Genomic DNA, 16,600 nt, shown 5'->3' with positions numbered 1-16,600 from the left:
TTTGGAGCCATTCCCATGAAACTCTCATCCTCTCTCCTCCCTTTAATGCTGCTGACAACAGGTGCCGCCGTCTCCGAGGCTCAAACTCTGCCGGGCGAAACTGAGATCTCGTTTGCGCCCAAATCCGGAGACCCGGTGCAAGCCTATGAGGGCGCGCTCACCGTTCCCGAGAACCGGAGCAATGCCGACAGCCGCTCAATCACGCTGAAATATGTTCGCTTCCCCGCGACGGGAGAGACCTCTGGTGCGCCGATTGTGTACTTGTCAGGTGGCCCAGGAGGTTCTGGCATCCAGACCGCTAAATATGACCGCTTCCCTCTTTTCATGGCGATGCGCGAGTTTGGCGATGTCATCGCGTTCGATCAGCGCGGAACCGGCGCCTCAAACGATCTGCCGACTTGCACCTCTTCCTACCATATCAGCTATACCGAAGCGGCGTCTGACCAGGAAGTCTTCGATAAAGAACGGCAGGCTTTTGCTGAATGCTTGACCTTTTGGAAAGACCAAGGCGTGGACATTTACGGCTACACGACCTCAGAGAGCGTTTCGGACTTAGACGCGCTGCGCCAGCATCTCGGCGCCGAGAAAATTGACCTTTGGGGCATTTCTTACGGCTCACACCTATCGCTTGCGGCCCTGCAGCAAATAGATGACCGGATTGGGCGCGTGGTGATGACGGCGATTGAAGGCCTCGACCAGACCGTCAAACAACCTCTACGCGGGGACGCATATTTCGATCGCTTACAAGCTGCGATCGACACGGATCACGACGCCAAAGCCAAATATCCGGACGTCAAAGCAATGATCCGGCGCGTACTGAACCAGCTTGAAGAGACTCCGTTGCACCTCGATTTCCCAACAGAAGATGGCGTGACTGTTCCGATCCTCATTCAAAAGCGAGATCTACAAAAATTCACCTCGGCTTTGGTTGCAGATCCAGCGCGTGCCGTTTGGGTTTTAGACGTGTATCGCGGTTTGGATGCCGGCGACACGACCGCACTCACCGCATTGCTCCAACGCGCGATTGATCCAACCGACACTGCGATTTCCTTCCGTCCGATGACCTATTTGATGGATGTCGCCTCGGGATCTGGGCCGGAGCGGCGCGCCATGATTGAAGAACAGGCGAAGACGGCTTTGCTGGGCCAGCATATGAATTTCAGTCTGCACTTAGAGACAGTCGACGCAAAGCTGGACCTTGGCGACGCCTTCCGAACCGCACCGGTCTCTGATGTCCCCACTTTAGTTCTGTCCGGCACCTTGGATGGCCGGACCTATCCCGAAAGCGGTCAAGAAGCGACAGCAGGTCTGTCGCAAAGACAGACGGTCATCGTCGAAAATGCCGGGCACAATTTGTTCATGATGTCGCCCGAGATCACGGAAGTCATCCAAGACTTTATGCGTGGCGGTGATGTCGATGGACGCACGCTGAAAGTCGATCTTCCCGACTTTTAGACCCGCATCAGACGGTGGGCCGCCAATTGATCATAGATCTCCAAGGCGGCCTCGAAAACACCCGTGAGCTCTGGGTCGACGTCTGGCAAATCGCCGGGCGCCGGCCCAAAGCCGCTAGAGCGCCAGACGGCGTCGTACCAATGCGGCGCCCAGGCACCGTCTTCGGATTTGGGGCCAGCTTCCCAGGTTAGCATTTGCTCCGTCCAGAGCAGTCCGAGTGCGTCACATAGAGCCATCAAAGCGCCAGCCGGATCGCGCAGAATATCATCGCTATCAATGACAATTGGCGGGCGCCCCTCAACCTCAGAGGCCTTTTGAAACAGGCTCAACTGCTGGGGAAACCCGATCGCTTCAAGCGACACCTTCTCCATTTTGCGGGCATAGGACGGGATCACTCGGGCCGGGTGGCGAATGAGAAACACATTGCGACAATGGCGCATCCAGCTGCGATCAAAGTCTGGCAGCATGTGATGGGTCATATGTTTTTGATAGACCACCGGACGATCTAGACTTGGGACAGCGATCAGGTCTGATATGACCGCGTCAGGGTCAACGCTTTGACTGGCAAAGATCTCGTCTGACATCGGATGGTTCAACTCGGTCTGTTTCAAATAAGCCGCGTAGAAGGGTTCATCGAAACAGACCGTATCGGGCCGCGCGCCGAAGCTGCGCATCATTGTCGTCGACATGTTTCGCGGCCCAGACCACATGGCGATGCGAAGCGGCTTGGTCGTCATGTGATCGGCGTCAAGTTCGTTTCGATCAGCGCTTTGTACAGCCCCGACAGTTTCTGCGTCATCGGGCCGTTAAGCTGCGCGATCACCCGGCCATCTACTTCGCGTACGGGTGTCGCGCCAGCAAAGGTGCCCGTGATGAACGCCTCATCGGCCGAATAGACATCAAACAGTGAGAAGCGCTTCTCACGCACCGGAATGTCGCTCTCGCGGCAAACTCGAATGATGTTTCCGCGGGTAATTCCGCCGAGGCAATATTCCGGCGGACTGGTCCAAACCTCGCCATCGCGAACAATGAAGAAATGCGTCGAATTGCAGGTCGCGACAAAGCCATCTGGATCAAGCATGAGCGCTTCGTCAGCACCGGCTTTGTCAGCTTGGATACAGGCCAAGATACAATTCAGCTTGGAATGCGAATTGAGCTTTTGGTCCTGCTCCGCTGGCCCTGTCCGCCGCACATGAGCCGTAAAGAGCGACACGCCTTTGGCTTGGATCTCTGGCACGGGCGATTTAAATTCCGGAATGATCACGATGGTCGGCGGTTTGATCGTGAAGCGAGGCCCTTGATAAGGCGTCTTCTTCACCCCGCGCGTGACCATCAAGCGGATATGAACGCCCTCCGTCATGCCCTGGGCTTTGAGACAATCAAACAGCTGCTGGGTAAGAGCTTCGGGGCTCAGACCGATATCGATATCAATCGTCTTGGCGCCGGCATAAAGCCGCTTCAAATGCTCATCTAAGAACGCGACTCCGCCGCCATGGACGCGCATCCCTTCCCAAACGCCGTCGCCAAGCAAATAACCGCTTTCAAAGACCGAGACCGTGGCCTGATCGCGATGTTTCAGCTCGCCATTTATGGAGACCTGAATGTCGGCATTGCGCTCATCATAGACATAATCGTGAACGCCGTGCGCATCATCCATGATTAGCCCCCAACGCGTCGTTCTTGTCCCGCCCAATAAGGCTCACGCAGATCTTTGCGCAGAATTTTACCCGACGGGTTGCGCGGCAAGGCTTCAATATAGTCGACCGATTTCGGGCATTTATAGCCAGCAATCTTCTCTCTTGCCCAAGCAATGATGCTTTCAGGCGTTGGATTTGCGCCATCTTTCGGAACGATAATCGCTTTGACGGACTCGCCCCATTTCTCATCTGGTACGCCGATCACAGCGACATCGGCCACGTCCGGATGCCCAAAGATCGCATTCTCGACCTCGGCTGGATAAACGTTCTCACCGCCTGACACGATCATGTCTTTGACGCGGTCATGGATGAACAAGAACCCATCTTCGTCAAAATAACCCGCATCGCCAGTATGGAAGAAACCATTGCGAATTGAGTCTTCGGTGGCCTCTGGGCGGTTCCAATACCCTTTCATGACGAAGCCGGACTGGATCACAATCTCACCCACTTCGCCGATCGGGACGGAATTGCCATCTGCATCAACACAGCGAACGATGGTCGACGGATACGGCACCCCGCAAGAGCGGAGCTTGCCCCAGCTTGGATTATGCGCTTCGGGCGGCAAATAAGTACCGCCGCCAACCGTTTCGGTGAGGCCGTAGAGCTGCGTAAACTGCGCGCCCATCACTTCGACGGCCGTTTTCAACAGGTCTTCAGTGATCGGCGAGGCGCCATAAAAGACCTGTTTCAGCGTCGAATAATCGCGCTCACGGAAATCCGGCATTTGCGACAACATCAGAATAACGGCGGGCACCCAGAATGCATGATTGATCTTCTGAGTTTCGATCAAATCCAAAATTTGTGCCGGATTAATCTCAGGCAGGACGACCGTTTTGGCCCCCTGCGCGGTCGCGAGCACACCCGCATTCACACCCGCTACGTGGAAGAGCGGCATGGCATTCATCACCACTTCGCCGGCTTCATAGCCTGCCCATTGCAATGCGCCCGCCTGTTCCATGAAAGATTCATAGTTCGCATTGGTCAGCATCACGCCCTTTGGCAAACCCGTCGTTCCGGACGTGTAGAGCTGGATCACATCGTCATCATCAAGCGTTTTGACCGCTGGCGCCGCGCCGTCTTGGCTGTCTCGCCAGGCTGTGTATTCAGGCCACCCCTCGCGGCTGCCATCGACGGTGATTATGTGCTGCAGATGCGGACACTCATCTTTGATTTGGTCGATCATGTCGAACCATTCGGGCCCGACAAATAGCACTGAGACCTGGGCGTCAGAGAGAATGAATTGAACCTCCGGCGCGGCCAGACGCGTGTTGACGGCATTCATCACCGCCCGGATTTTCGCGCAGCCATAGAGCATTTCGTAATAAAGCGCGGTATTCTTCGCGAGATAGCCCACTCGCTGATTGACCTCGACCCCTAAGCCCGTCAGCCCATGGCTCACTTGATTGGCACGCTTATCTAGCTCGCCAAATGTGGTTTCTTCCTCATTGCACCAGAAAGCGACTTCACCGCCTCGCAACTCGGCTTGAACGCGCGGAATATCCGCCACATGCGGCATCGTTTTCGTGTCGAGCATGTCGAACCACCTCCCAGGTCTTTTGTGTTTTCATTTGTTTTAGGCAACATTGGAGACTTGGAAAGCCCAATCAAACAGGCTTAGTCTGGTCGAGACGTCTGGGGAGGCAAACAAGCATGGCAAACGCCCAAAGCATTATTCTTCATCAGTTTGATCGATCACCTTATTCAGAGAAGATCCGATTGGCACTGAGAATGAAGAATCTCGGCTGGGCGTCAGTGGAAATTCCGTCCATCATGCCAAAGCCCGATCTGATGCCGCTCACCGGCGGCTATCGCCGAACGCCAGTGATGCAAATCGGTGCAGATATTTTTTGCGACACTTCGATCATGCTTGTCGAATTAGAAAAGCGCTTTCAGATCCCGGCGCTCAATTTGCCAGGTCATGAAGGTCTCGGACGGATGGTATCGGGTTGGACCGATGGAAAATGGTTTCAGACCAGCGTCGCCGTGATTTTTGGCGCGATTGGCGAGCATATGCCGCAAGAGTTTATCGATGACCGCACCAAAATGTCAGGCCGCGCCTTCGATGTTGATGCGATGAAAGCCGCCGCGCCCTTTATGCGAGATCAGTGGCGCAGCCAATTGATGTGGATTGAAGAACGGCTCGCCGGCGGACGCTTGGCTGGCACCGGTGATTGGCTGGTCGGTACAAAGCCCGGCATGGTCGATGTGCACGCCTATATGAATCCCTGGTTTGTGGAAAATAACGTTCCAGACTTCCTTGAAACCTGTTTTGAGAGCGCGCCGTTGACCAAAGATTGGTATCACCGCCTCAAAGACTTCAAAGGCCAAGCCCCGGAAGAAATTAGCGGTGCCGACGCGGTGGAAATCGCCAATGCCGCAGCGCCGCGCCTAAAACCGGCCTCCACAGCTGGCGATTTGCGCGATTTCGAACCCGGGGACCGGGTCGCCATCGCCCCAGATGATTATGCCAAAGACAGGGTTGAAGGCGACCTCGTGATTGCCAATTCAGAGCGGGTGATCATTGCCCGGCAGGACGAGCGTGCAGATAATTTGCACATTCACTTTCCGCGCGTCGGCTATGTATTGCGCCAAGCGTAATCGTTTAAATCCACATCGCCTTTAGGTTCGTCGCCCGCAATCAAAACGTCAGCGAAATAATGGTTTCGGTCGCGATGCCCGGCTTCGTCTTCGCGGACAGCGATGACAACATCTCTTAGGCGCGCGGTGGCGGGGAGGGTCCAATAATCGATGGCGATCTGAGGTGCTGGCCCGTTCTCTAATCGACCCGCATCAATTTCTTGCAGATAATGGGTATAGCTGGTCACCGCTTCTTCTTCGAAATAGCCGATGACGCGGTGCGCGGTTTTCGGCGCAAACAGATAGAGGAAGAAATAGAAATTATAGAAAATGGCCTGCGCGATCATGATCAAACCGCGCTCGAACAAAGTCGGCTGCGCCACTTGAATGAACGTCATCAAGTGCATGCGTTCATTCTCTGCCTCGTCGAGCAGTTCTTTGACCCAGCCTTGATCGTCGCGCATCCGGCGAATGGCGCGCAGATGCTGGAGCAATCCGGCCACCATGCCCGGCACCGCAGCAACGGTTTCGAGCACAACCGCCCGGTGGCCATAGCGTTTGCGGAAAAACAGATCGGCGAAGAAACGCAAGAATTTCACAAAAACAAACGCGATCCGGTCGCGAAGGCCTTCGGGTTTTCTGTGGGGTTCAATATAGCTCATTTGCGATCTCCTTGGCATCTCAGCCTTAGGTAATCGCCCTTATGCTCGGCATGAGTTGCTCAATTGCCGCGCGACAGAATGTGCCAGGTTTGGCTAGCAGTCAGCGTCGAACCGGTAGGCGACAAAATGCACTGGGTCGCCGTTCGAATAGTTGAGCGCGTAGACCGGGTCTGATTCCTGGACACATAGAGATGTGCCATTCGCCTGCTCGAGCAAATCGTCTCGAATTTGCGCTGCGGGCGGGATGCAGTCATCACCCAAAGCCTCGCAACGGCGCGCTGGGCTGCCGCGCCCCTCTAAATTGATCAAATAGACCACAGGATACGCGCTCTCATCCGCAGGAAGGGTCAAAGGCGTTTCTGGGGGGTGCAGGTTCTGTGTCCCGAATGTCATCACATAGGAGGGCTCGGCATAACCGACCGCCAAAACGCGCTCGGGGCTGGTCCAGCCGGTCTCACACGTCTCGCTCGGAACCCCGCAAACATCTTGCAGCGCCAGACGGGCGCTTTCGGTTGGTTGCGCCCAGAGCTGGGTTGGCAGGACAAACGTCCGCGCGTGCCAGCCCAAGAATAGGCTCACCAAAACGCCAAAAGCGGCTGCGACCCCGATTTTGCGGACAAAGACCGCAACCAAAGACGCGATCAGAGCTGCCGCCCCAAGCCCCCATAGCCAAAGCGGGAAGTTTGCATAAGCCGCCCATTGCTCGATCACGAGTTCCGGCGACACGGTTTTGAAATCACCTGCCGCTTCCGTCTTGATCAGGCGCGCCGCCCAGGGCGAGCTGACGAATAGCAAAAGAGCGCCGCCAAACGCATAGATCGCAAAGCTCATCCATTTCGACACAGGCAGCCCTGCGCCTTCGACCATTTTTACCCCCGCCCAGCCGCAGAGCAGACCGATGGCTGGATAGGCCGGTAGAATATAGTGGCTGAGCCGCGTCGGCATCAGCTCAAAGAAGATGGTTGTGAGCAGCGCCCAAGCGACCAGGAACCGGATCGCCCGGATCTCCTCGGTGACGGGGGCGGCCTCTGCCATCGACCAACGCGTCTGCCATTCAGGCCGCGTGCTGAGCCACCAAAATCCCGCAATGATCAGGCCCGCAAAGGCAGACGGCGCGCCATTGCCGATCTCGCCAGGCACGATCCAAGTGACGAGCGTTGTTAACGCCCCCAATGCCAAGACAAAGAAAATCGCATCGGTGCCTCGCTTGCGAGCTAGATCACTCGATCCTCGCAAATGTTTCCAAGCCAGCACCATGCCCGGGACGAGCAACAAGACAGCCGGGAAGAACCAAACCGGGATATGGCTCAAATGGTAGAGCGGCCAGCCAGCATGCCCTTCTGAGGCTCCGGCAAATTTGTCCTTTAGGTCTTTCCCGATCGCGCCTTCTAAGAAGGTGCCATCGGTTGCGAATTGGATAGCGATCAACCAAGGCAGGAACATCGCAGCAGCCAGAACCGGACCTGGCCACCAGATCAGAGGGCGCCACCAGTCGCCGCCTTTGCCTTCGCCAGCCTTTGCCCAGACCCACGCCCCAAACCCGGCATAAGCAGCGACCATTGGCGTGACAGGGCCTTTGATCAGCAAGCCGCAGCCCATGGCGAACCAGAATATCAGCGCGATACGCTTGGGGTTCTCAGCCTGCCCCATATAGAGCCGCGCTAGCGCGCCAATTCCCCAGGTCGTGAGAAAGACCAGCATGCCATCGGTTTTGGAAATATGGGCTTCACTGGTCAGCAACAGCGTGGCGCCAAACAGGGCTGCTCCTAAAAACGCAGCCCGCCGTCCAATCAGCACCATCCCGCACCAGAAGGTCGCCAAAGTTGCCAGCGCCGCGCCAATCCAGCTCGGCACGCGATAGGTCCAAATATCGAGCTTGTCTTCGTCGCCTAGAACCTGGGTCGCACCGGCCTGCAGCCAATGAATGCCCGCCGGTTTTTTGTTCCGGTACTCGTCCTGATAGCGAATGATCAGATAGTCGCCGGTTTCGATATATTGCTTAGACGCTTGCGCGAACCGGCTCTCGTCGCGATCCAAGGCAGGCATGTTAAACACACCCGGCGCGGCCGCCGTCAGCGTAATCGCAAACAGCAGAATCCAAGCTTTCCAACCGGACGAAAGACGATCAAGCATATTCATAGCTCGCTCTTATCCTGAGCCTTCGCCGTTGAATAGATTAGCAATGCGGACTAGCGTCCTCGAAATGTGGAAAAATGGGAGTGGGCATGTCCTGGTGGTTCAAGATTGATCTGTGGAAGCGCGTCATCGGTGCGCTCATTCTCGGGCTCGCGTGTGGCCTCGGGCTAAGATACGGCATGGGCGCAGAAGCGGGCGGCGCTTTTGCCCAAGACTGGATCAGTTGGGCAGGAGATCTGTTCCTGCGTCTGATCCGAATGCTGATCGTGCCTTTGATCTTCTTCACGCTCGTCTCGGGCATCATCGCGATGGGCGACCCGAAACGGCTTGGCAGCCTCGGGGTCCGAACGATCGCCACCTATTTCTTCACCACAGCGATCGCGGTGACGCTGGGCCTGATTATGGCGACGATTTTTCAGCCGGGCGCTAGTCTTTCGCCTGAAACGTTCGCAGGGGCGGATACAAGCCGAATGCAATCGGTGGCCGAAAGCGCCGCGCAAGCGGGCGGCATTGTCGACCGATTACTAGCCATTGTTCCGACCAATCCGGTGCAGGCGCTGGCCACTGGCAATATCTTACAAATCATTTTCTTCGCCATCATGTTCGGTGTCGGCATTTTGATGGCGGGTAAGATCGGCGAGCCGGTCGCGAAATGGTTCGATGGCGCCTCAGAAGCGATGATGAAAGTCACCATCATTGTCATGGAAACGGCACCGATTGGCGTGTTTGCTCTGATGGCAACGGTGATGGCGACCCAAGGCCTTGGCGTGTTGCAGAGCCTCGGAACCCTCGCCATCGCGCTCTATTTGGCCTGCGCTATCCATATCCTCGTGACCTATGGCGGGATCATTATCAAAGGCGTGTTGGGTTTGCCGTTCATCCCGTTCATGCGGGGCATCACGGATGCGCAAGCGGTGGCCTATTCGACTGCGAGTTCGTCAGCCACATTGCCTGTGACCATCACCTGCGCGGAAGAAAATCTTGGGATTGATAAGGCTGTGGCGGGCTCTGTTCTGCCCCTCGGCGCAACCATCAATATGGATGGCACCGCCATCTATATCGGCATGGTCGCCCTGTTTGGCGCTCAGGCCATGGGCGTTGAAGTCTCGCTCACGCAATATGTCCTGGTCGCAGTCATGGCGACTTTGGTTTCGATTGGCGCCGCTGGTATTCCAAGTGCTGGACTGTTCCTATCAGGGCTCGCACTCGCGCAAGTCGGCATCCCGGAAGAACAAGCCTTTTTGATCATTGGCTTCATTCTACCCTTTGATCGCCTCCTCGACATGATGCGAACGCTGACCAATGTCACTGGCGATACGGCCGTCGCGACAGCAGTGGCAAAGTGGGAAGGCGAGTTGGATGAGGACGTCTTCCGCGCCGCGGATAATCTGTCCGCTCACATTGATGACCGGGAACCCGCGCAACTGGCTTAGATCGCGCCGCGGACAATCTCACCGATCATCTTTGCTTCAGCGGCGCGCGGCGACCCGGTGCGCCACGCAATGCCGATCCGGCGTCCAATCAAGGGTGTCTCAAAGGCCTGCAATTCAACATCGGCCCCAGACGTCACACCGGCATCAATCGCGAGCCTTGGCAATAAAGACACGCCAAGTCCGCCAGCCACCATATGCACCAAGGTCGGGAGGCTCGTTGCGGTGACGTCGGCGCCGTCCCGTTTGCTAGGAAGACGACAAATCGACAGCGCATGATCGCGCAAACAATGGCCGTCTTCTAAGAGCAAGATGTCTTCGTCCAATAGATCGGAAGATTTCAGGTCGCTGCGTTCAGCCAGGTCATGTCCCGTCGGCGCCACCAGCAGAAATTCGTCTTCCCCGAGATCCATCGTCTCGACCCCAGAAGCCTCCCAAGGCAAGGCAATTAAAGCGGCGTCAAGCTTTCGGGCCCGCAAAGCCTCGAGCAATCGATCGGTCTGGTCTTCGCGTAAATAGAGTTTCAAACTCGGATGCGCCGCGCGCAGCGCTTTCAAAGTCTTCGGCAGTAGGAAGGGCGCGATGGTTGGAATGGCCCCCAATCGGAACGCACCACTCAAAGGCGCACCGGCTTGCTGCGCCGCGGAGACGAGATCTGCAGTGTCTGACAAGATGCTCCGCGCCCGTTCCACCGCCGCCGTACCGGCTTGAGTTAAAGACGCGCCGCGAGCTTCCCGTTCGATCAGTTGAACGTTCAACAGGCCCTCAATCTCTTTGATTGCGGCAGACAAAGTGGGCTGGGTCACGTGACAGGCCTCAGCCGCCTTTGAAAAAGACCCATTGTCGGCAACAGCACACAAGAATTCGAGTTGGCGGAGCGTTGGAAGATGCATAGGTTCTTTCTATCTCATCAACTCGAATTATCAATTATCCAAACAGCACCGCCTGCCCTATGTTCACACTTAGTTGATTGAAAAACGTTCCTGGGCCGCTTGAATAAGTCCTCCAAAACGCCATTTCATTCCCATCACGAGGACAGTTTTCGCCTCGCTCAAAATCGCACCGGTGGCTACCGATCCCCAATCCCTCATGCCGCCGGAAAGCGCGGTCCTGCCGGACCCTTTCCCTCCCCCTTACAAGGTTCTCCGGCAGGACCAACGCCTTAACAGGCCGATTACAAAACCACGTGACTAAGTTTTGACTTGCTAAGCCCACCCATACAGGCATGCTATGCACTCATGGACCTTACAGCACCTGGCCTTCAAAACGACCTGATCAAACTCGCGCAATTGGACGAACAGTTTCGCGAGGCCTTACGATCGAGCGATACCGCTGAGCATATGTGGTCATCCTTACCGGCGATCCAGCGCGGTGCCGGATTTGATGCCTATTATGATCATGTGCAGCGCCAAGCGGAAACGGGTGAGATGTATGCATTCGCCCTGCTCGACCCGAATGATGAGGACCGATTTGTCGGCGTCACGGCGCTGGTCAATCCCAACAAGATGCATCGCCGGGTCCGCTTAGGCTATACATGGCTGGAGCCGCATTTGCGCGGCCGGGGCATTTATGCAGCGACGCAAAAGCTGTTGATCGAGCGGGCGCTCGAATGGGGCGCCAAACGTATTGAGTGGTTTGTCGAAGAACCGAACACGCGGGCCATCCGCGCCATTCAATCGCTCGGCGCGATTCAAGAAGGGGTCTTGCGCCAATATGAGAAATTTGCGGCGGGCGAATGGGTCAATGTCGTCGTCCTGTCCATGGTCCGGGACGAAGCGAAAGAAGCGATCCGGCGCCTCGATTTGATCATGGCAGAGTCTGAGGCTTGATTCTTAGCCTCACCCGTGCTTTACGCGCGCAACAATCACCGCACTGACAGTACGTGCGCGTTGACCGGGACTTGAGCCCGGCGATGTCCCCCACTCGGCGAAGGCTCGCTCAGTGGGGCGCTACTGCTTTGTGTTGGCGATGAGAGCGCTTATCTGTTCTGTGGAACCAGATCGGCAAAAGGAGTGACGCGATGTTTGACGCGCTAACAGACCGCCTAGGCGGGGTATTTGACGGATTGCTCGGGCGCGGTGCGCTGACCGAGAAAGACGTGACCGCTGCCCTGCGCGAAATTCGCGTGGCGCTGCTCGAAGCCGACGTCGCCCTGCCCGTCGTCAAAGACTTTATCAGCTCGATCAAAGACAAAGCCGTCGGCGAAGACGTCATCCGTTCAGTAAAGCCCGGCCAGCAAGTCGTTAAAATCGTTCATGATGGGCTCATTGACCTCCTTGGCGGCGACGAGGCTGAAACCGGCCTACGCGTCGACAATCCGCCAGCCGTCGTGATGATGGCAGGTCTGCAGGGCTCAGGTAAAACGACCACAACCGGGAAACTCGCCAAGCGCCTCGCTGATCGCGACAAGAAAAAGGTCCTCCTCGCCTCGCTCGATACGCGCCGTCCAGCGGCGATGGAACAGCTTGCCATTTTGGCCGATCAGTGCGGTGAGAACGTCTCCTCGCTCCCAATTATCGAAGGCCAAAGCCCGGCAGAGATTGCCCGGCGCGCCCTGCAAGCCGCCAAGCTCGGCGGCTATGATGTCGTCTTCCTCGATACCGCCGGCCGGACCTCAATCGACGAACAGATGATGGCTGAGGCGAGCGAGATCGCCAAAATCGCGACGCCGAATGAAACGCTTCTGGTCGCCGACTCGCTGACCGGACAAGATGCGGTGGAGACCGCCAGCCGGTTCCACGAGCGCCTGCCGCTGACCGGCTTGATCCTCACCCGGATGGATGGTGATGGCCGCGGCGGTGCGGCGCTGTCCATGCGCGCGGTCACGGGCCTTCCGATCAAATTCCTCGGTACCGGTGAAAAGCTGGATGGACTCGATGCGTTTGATGCCAAACGCCTGGCAGGTCGAATTCTTGGCCAAGGCGACATTGTCTCGCTGGTTGAAAAAGCTGGCGACCAGATGGACGCCGAAAAAGCTGAGAAGATGGCCAAGAAAATGGCCAAGGGGCAGTTCGATCTGGACGACCTGGCTCAGCAGCTTCAGCAAATGCAGAAAATGGGCGGTCTAGGCGGCATTATGGGGCTTTTGCCAGGCGCTAAGAAAGCCAAACAAGCGCTCGATGCCTCCGGCATGGATGACAAGGTCATTCTGCGCCAGGCGGCGATCATTTCCTCAATGACCAAGAAAGAGCGCGCCAAACCTGCTCTCCTCAATGCCTCGCGCCGCAAACGGATTGCTGCTGGCGCTGGCGTCACCGTCCAAGACGTCAATCGTGTCCTGAAAATGCATAAGCAGATGGCCGGGATGATGAAGAAGATGTCCAAAGGCGGCATGAAGGGCATGATGAATATGATGGGCCAAGCGGGTGTCTCACCTGCCGATCTCGCCAAAATGGGCGGCGGCGCAGCGATGCCCGGCGGGATGCCTGGCGCAGGCGGCTTGCCAAATATTCCTGGGCTCGGGGGGGCTAAAAAATGAACTCTCCTGTCGACCAACTCACCCAATACCGCGCCAGTATCGACAATCTCGATGCCATCCTGCTGCACACATTGGCAGAGCGATTTAAAGTCACTCAAGCCGTGGGCAAGCTGAAAGCTGAGAATGACATGCCGCCCTCTGATAAAGCGCGGGAAGCGCGTCAGATTGAGCGCCTGCAAAAGCTCGCTCAAGAGAGCGGGCTCGACCCGGTTTTTGCTGAAAAGTTTTTGAATTTCATCGTCGCGGAAGTCATCCGCCACCACGAAAAATTGCGGGAGGAGAAATAGTGTTTTCTTCCCCAACCCTACCGGCGACACCTGCGAAGGCAGGTGTCCATGGCCCCGAATTTCCCCATGCGCTTTTGGCAAATGCCTGGCCATGGATCCCTGCCTGCGCAGGGATCAACGGGACGAACAAACCTAAAGAGATGCCCAAATTCTAGGAGTAAACCATGGCCCTCAAGATCCGACTCGCCCGCGGCGGGTCCAAAAAACGCCCTTTCTATAGTGTTGTCGTTGCTGACAGCCGCATGCCGCGCGACGGCCGCTTCATTGAGAAGATCGGCACCTATGATCCGCGTCTGCCAAAAGACAGCGAAAGCCGTGTCAAAATCGACGGCCAGAAAGCTGCTGACTGGATCAAGAAAGGCGCCAAGCCAACCGATCGCGTTGCCCGCTTCCTGAGCCAAATCACACTCGAAGGCGAAAAAGCGCCGGTCTATGGCTGGACCGCCAGCAACAACCCGCAAAAAGGTGAGCCCGGCGCGAAAGCGAAAGAGCGCATCGAAGAGAAGGCTGAAAAAGAAGCCGCTCGCAAAGAAGCCGAGAAAGAAGCTAAGGCTGCTGCCAAAGCTGAAAAAGAAGCTGCAAAAGCGGCGAAAGCTGAAGCTGAAGCAGCCGAAGCAGAAGCCCCTGCTGAAGAGGCACCTACGGAAGAAGCTCCAGCCGAAGAAGCGGCTGCTGAAGAAGAGAAGTCTGAATAAGATCCACGCTTCGATACGAATAGTAGAGACCCCCGATCCTTGTGGTCGGGGTTTTTTATTGGGCTGCTTCGTCGGCGCTCTGCAAAAACTCCGCCCCGGTTTCGATATCGCCGAGCGCAGTCTTGAGCTGGGCTTGTTGCGCGGGGGTGACTAGATCATCCAAGACCGGCTGGGTTAAGATCAAATGCCGAACCACGCGCGCCGCGATCGGTAAGCCGCGCACCAATGTATCTTGACTGAGATGCCACAACGCGCCGCGCGGATGCATAAAATTGTTCCGCGCCTCAACCAGCCGATCAAAACTCTGCCGCGCTGCCATGCCAAAGGGCAGCGTAAACGGCGCTGGCAATCGATCTTTCGACGCCGCGCGCAATAGAAGCTCGGTCGCGCCCGCTTGGCCTGGAATAGAGTCGCCCGCCGCGCGCAAAGCGATCGCAGCGGCTTGTTGTGCCATCAAAACTCCGCCCGTGACCATCCACGGGTCCTCGACCTGCTGCGTTACATAGAGTTCGAGCCGCTGCGCCGTGAACTCGACCGTCTCACAAAGCGCGGTTTCTGGGGTCATTCGGTGCCAGACGCCTCGAGCTCGGGCTGTTTGCGGAAGTCCCAGCCGGTTTCAGCCGCGATATAGGTAAAGGCGGCATAGACCGCGACGTTCTGGCGAAACTCAGCCGGGTCAATCTTGTCAAACGTATCATCCGGTGTGTGGTGATAGTCGAAATAGTCCATCCCGTTCTGACCGGGCGTGACAACGGGAACCCCAGCGCGCGCCAAGATGCCAATATCTGGTCCGCCAGAGGCGCGATTGTCGCCTGGTGTCACGCCCAGCGGCATCAGCAAGTTTTGAAGCGTGCGCGCATAGGGCAACGCCGCCTCGCCAAAGCGCGTTTGAAAGCGCCAGATAGGCCCCGCGCCGAAATCGCTTTCTGCTGCCAAGATATGTTTATCGAGATCATCGCCATGCTCACGTGCATACGCCGTCGCGCCGAACAGGCCGACCTCTTCGGCGCCATAGAGCACAACGCGAATGGTCCGCCGAGGACGCTCAGGCAGGTCCGCGATCAACATGGCCGCACCAACGACAATGCCGCAGCCTGCGCCATCATCCAGCGCGCCAGTGCCTAGATCCCAACTGTCTAAATGACATCCGATCAATACGATCTCATCGGCAAGATCGGTTCCGGTTATCTCTGCAATGACATTGCCGGAGGGGGCATTGGTTTTAATCTCGGTTTGGATGTTCACAGACACCGTCACCGGGCCGCGTTCCAAAAGGCGGGTCAGCTGATCTGCATCTGGACCCGAGACCGCAGCAACCGGCCCTGCGCCTTCCGCCCCGTCGCGCGCCATGATGCCGGTATGGGGCATGCGATGGGGCTGGGTTCCTACTGAGCGGATCAAGCAAGCAAGCGCGCCTTTGCTAGAGGCGGCTTCTGCACATTGGCTGCGTTTGCGCACCGCCATGCCATAGCCAGAACCATCCATGGATTTGATCATCGTCTCGTCAATGAAGACGATTTTGCCATCGACTTTTGAGATCGGAGCCGATTGCAAATCTGCAAGGCTTTCGAAGCGCACGACTTGTCCCGCGACCCCACCTTTCGGAGTTGCCGCAGATCCGCCGAGCGCGGTCGCGACCAAAGGTTGGGGGCTGGGTGAGAGGACCGCGACTGATTCTGATTTTCGCGACCAAAATGGGATCTCAAAAGGTTCGATCCGGACTTGGTCAAACTGCAACTCGGTCAGCTCAGCGACTGCCCAATCGCGGGCACGCGCCTCGGCGTCTGACCCGGCCAAACGCTGACCAACTTCAGTGGTCAGATCTTCGACAAAGGCCAGGCCGACATCGTCAAATTCGGCTTGTTCGATAAGGAAGCCAACTGTCTCGGCGATCTCGGGAGACAGCTCCGCAGCTTCTTGCGCCATTCCGGTAAGTGGCAAGGCGCAAGTTGCTACACTCGCCGCAATCATGCGTTTGATCATCGTTAATCTCTCCCAAGTCTTGAGGGAGAGATTAATTGGATTTGCAACAGCGTCCAGAGTTAATAGGCGCGTCAGATTAGGCCGCGAGTGCGGCTGACCGATCCTTCAGACCGGGCAGATGCGTCTAAGTGTAAAAGCGTGCGGGCCAAAGATGCCTCCATTATTTGCAACGCAAACAAGGTGGGTCTTTGGCCCGCAAC

Annotated in this window: 15 protein-coding genes; 7 read left to right on the top strand and 8 right to left on the bottom strand. The window is 56.9% G+C overall.

Going from position 1 to position 16,600, the window contains the following annotated elements; all coding sequences use genetic code 11:
- Positions 1–15: 15 nt before the first annotated feature.
- Entirely contained in the window at positions 16–1,455 is a 1,440-nt protein-coding gene (locus MY069_RS11110) for an alpha/beta fold hydrolase (RefSeq protein WP_482793854.1), read from the top strand.
- On the opposite strand, the gene MY069_RS11105 is transcribed toward MY069_RS11110, so the two are convergent.
- Genes MY069_RS11105 through MY069_RS11095 form a run of 3 tightly spaced genes read right to left on the bottom strand, consistent with a single transcriptional unit; the run spans position 1,452 to position 4,686 of the window.
- Entirely contained in the window at positions 1,452–2,192 is a 741-nt protein-coding gene (locus MY069_RS11105) for a sulfotransferase-like domain-containing protein (protein ID WP_482793853.1), read from the bottom strand. The genes MY069_RS11110 and MY069_RS11105 overlap by 4 nt on opposite strands.
- Positions 2,189–3,112 (bottom strand): aminotransferase class IV, encoded by a 924-nt coding sequence (locus MY069_RS11100; protein WP_482793852.1) that lies wholly within the window; start codon positions 3,110–3,112, stop codon positions 2,189–2,191. The genes MY069_RS11105 and MY069_RS11100 overlap by 4 nt, the downstream gene beginning before the upstream one ends.
- A gap of 2 nt (positions 3,113–3,114) precedes the next feature.
- The gene (locus tag MY069_RS11095; protein ID WP_482793851.1) at positions 3,115–4,686 is read right to left on the bottom strand and encodes a long-chain-fatty-acid--CoA ligase; all 1,572 of its coding nucleotides are present in this window, start codon (positions 4,684–4,686) and stop codon (positions 3,115–3,117) included.
- Between the two features lie 116 nt (positions 4,687–4,802).
- Between MY069_RS11095 and MY069_RS11090 the strand changes: the two genes are divergently transcribed.
- Positions 4,803–5,750, top strand: coding sequence for a glutathione S-transferase family protein (locus MY069_RS11090; RefSeq protein WP_482793850.1), 948 nt, complete (start codon positions 4,803–4,805; stop codon positions 5,748–5,750).
- On the opposite strand, the gene MY069_RS11085 is transcribed toward MY069_RS11090, so the two are convergent.
- Entirely contained in the window at positions 5,729–6,391 is a 663-nt protein-coding gene (locus MY069_RS11085) for an alternative oxidase (RefSeq protein WP_482793849.1), read from the bottom strand. The two genes, MY069_RS11090 and MY069_RS11085, sit on opposite strands and share 22 nt — an antisense overlap.
- 93 nt (positions 6,392–6,484) lie before the next feature.
- Positions 6,485–8,530 carry an ArnT family glycosyltransferase gene (locus MY069_RS11080; RefSeq protein WP_482793848.1) on the bottom strand — a complete coding sequence of 682 codons (2,046 nt, stop codon included), beginning with the start codon at positions 8,528–8,530 and terminating at the stop codon, positions 6,485–6,487.
- 86 nt (positions 8,531–8,616) lie between these two features.
- On the opposite strand from MY069_RS11080, the gene MY069_RS11075 reads away from it, so the two are divergent.
- Entirely contained in the window at positions 8,617–9,960 is a 1,344-nt protein-coding gene (locus MY069_RS11075) for a dicarboxylate/amino acid:cation symporter (RefSeq protein ID WP_482793847.1), read from the top strand.
- Here MY069_RS11075 and MY069_RS11070 read toward each other — a convergent pair.
- Positions 9,957–10,850: a hydrogen peroxide-inducible genes activator gene (locus MY069_RS11070; RefSeq protein ID WP_482793846.1), complete on the bottom strand. Its 894-nt coding sequence runs from the start codon at positions 10,848–10,850 to the stop codon at positions 9,957–9,959. The two genes, MY069_RS11075 and MY069_RS11070, sit on opposite strands and share 4 nt — an antisense overlap.
- 345 nt (positions 10,851–11,195) lie before the next feature.
- Here MY069_RS11070 and MY069_RS11065 point away from each other — a divergent pair, with 345 nt between their 5' ends.
- The 4 genes from MY069_RS11065 to rpsP all read left to right on the top strand — a co-directional run bounded on the left by MY069_RS11065 (position 11,196) and on the right by rpsP (position 14,417).
- Positions 11,196–11,786, top strand: coding sequence for a GNAT family N-acetyltransferase (locus MY069_RS11065; RefSeq protein ID WP_482793845.1), 591 nt, complete (start codon positions 11,196–11,198; stop codon positions 11,784–11,786).
- A 191-nt stretch (positions 11,787–11,977) separates the two neighbouring features.
- A complete protein-coding gene (ffh, locus tag MY069_RS11060) occupies positions 11,978–13,435 on the top strand; it encodes a signal recognition particle protein (RefSeq protein ID WP_482793844.1) in 1,458 nt (485 codons plus the stop codon).
- Entirely contained in the window at positions 13,432–13,722 is a 291-nt protein-coding gene (locus tag MY069_RS11055; protein WP_482793843.1) for a chorismate mutase, read from the top strand. The genes ffh and MY069_RS11055 overlap by 4 nt, the downstream gene beginning before the upstream one ends.
- 164 nt (positions 13,723–13,886) lie before the next feature.
- Positions 13,887–14,417: a 30S ribosomal protein S16 gene (rpsP, locus tag MY069_RS11050; protein ID WP_482793842.1), complete on the top strand. Its 531-nt coding sequence runs from the start codon at positions 13,887–13,889 to the stop codon at positions 14,415–14,417.
- Positions 14,418–14,472: 55 nt separating this feature from the next.
- On the opposite strand, the gene MY069_RS11045 is transcribed toward rpsP, so the two are convergent.
- Together MY069_RS11045 and MY069_RS11040 are read right to left on the bottom strand one after the other, a co-directional pair.
- Positions 14,473–14,982: a hypothetical protein gene (locus MY069_RS11045; RefSeq protein WP_482793841.1), complete on the bottom strand. Its 510-nt coding sequence runs from the start codon at positions 14,980–14,982 to the stop codon at positions 14,473–14,475.
- Positions 14,979–16,400 carry a M28 family peptidase gene (locus tag MY069_RS11040; protein ID WP_482793840.1) on the bottom strand — a complete coding sequence of 474 codons (1,422 nt, stop codon included), beginning with the start codon at positions 16,398–16,400 and terminating at the stop codon, positions 14,979–14,981. Before MY069_RS11040 ends, MY069_RS11045 begins: the two co-directional genes overlap by 4 nt.
- Between the last annotated feature and the right edge of the window lie 200 nt (positions 16,401–16,600).

It is taken from the genome of Hyphomonas sp. ske169, from assembly GCF_056850855.1.
Note: the sequence above shows the minus strand (reverse complement) of the source record. Positions and strands in the feature narration are given on the sequence as shown.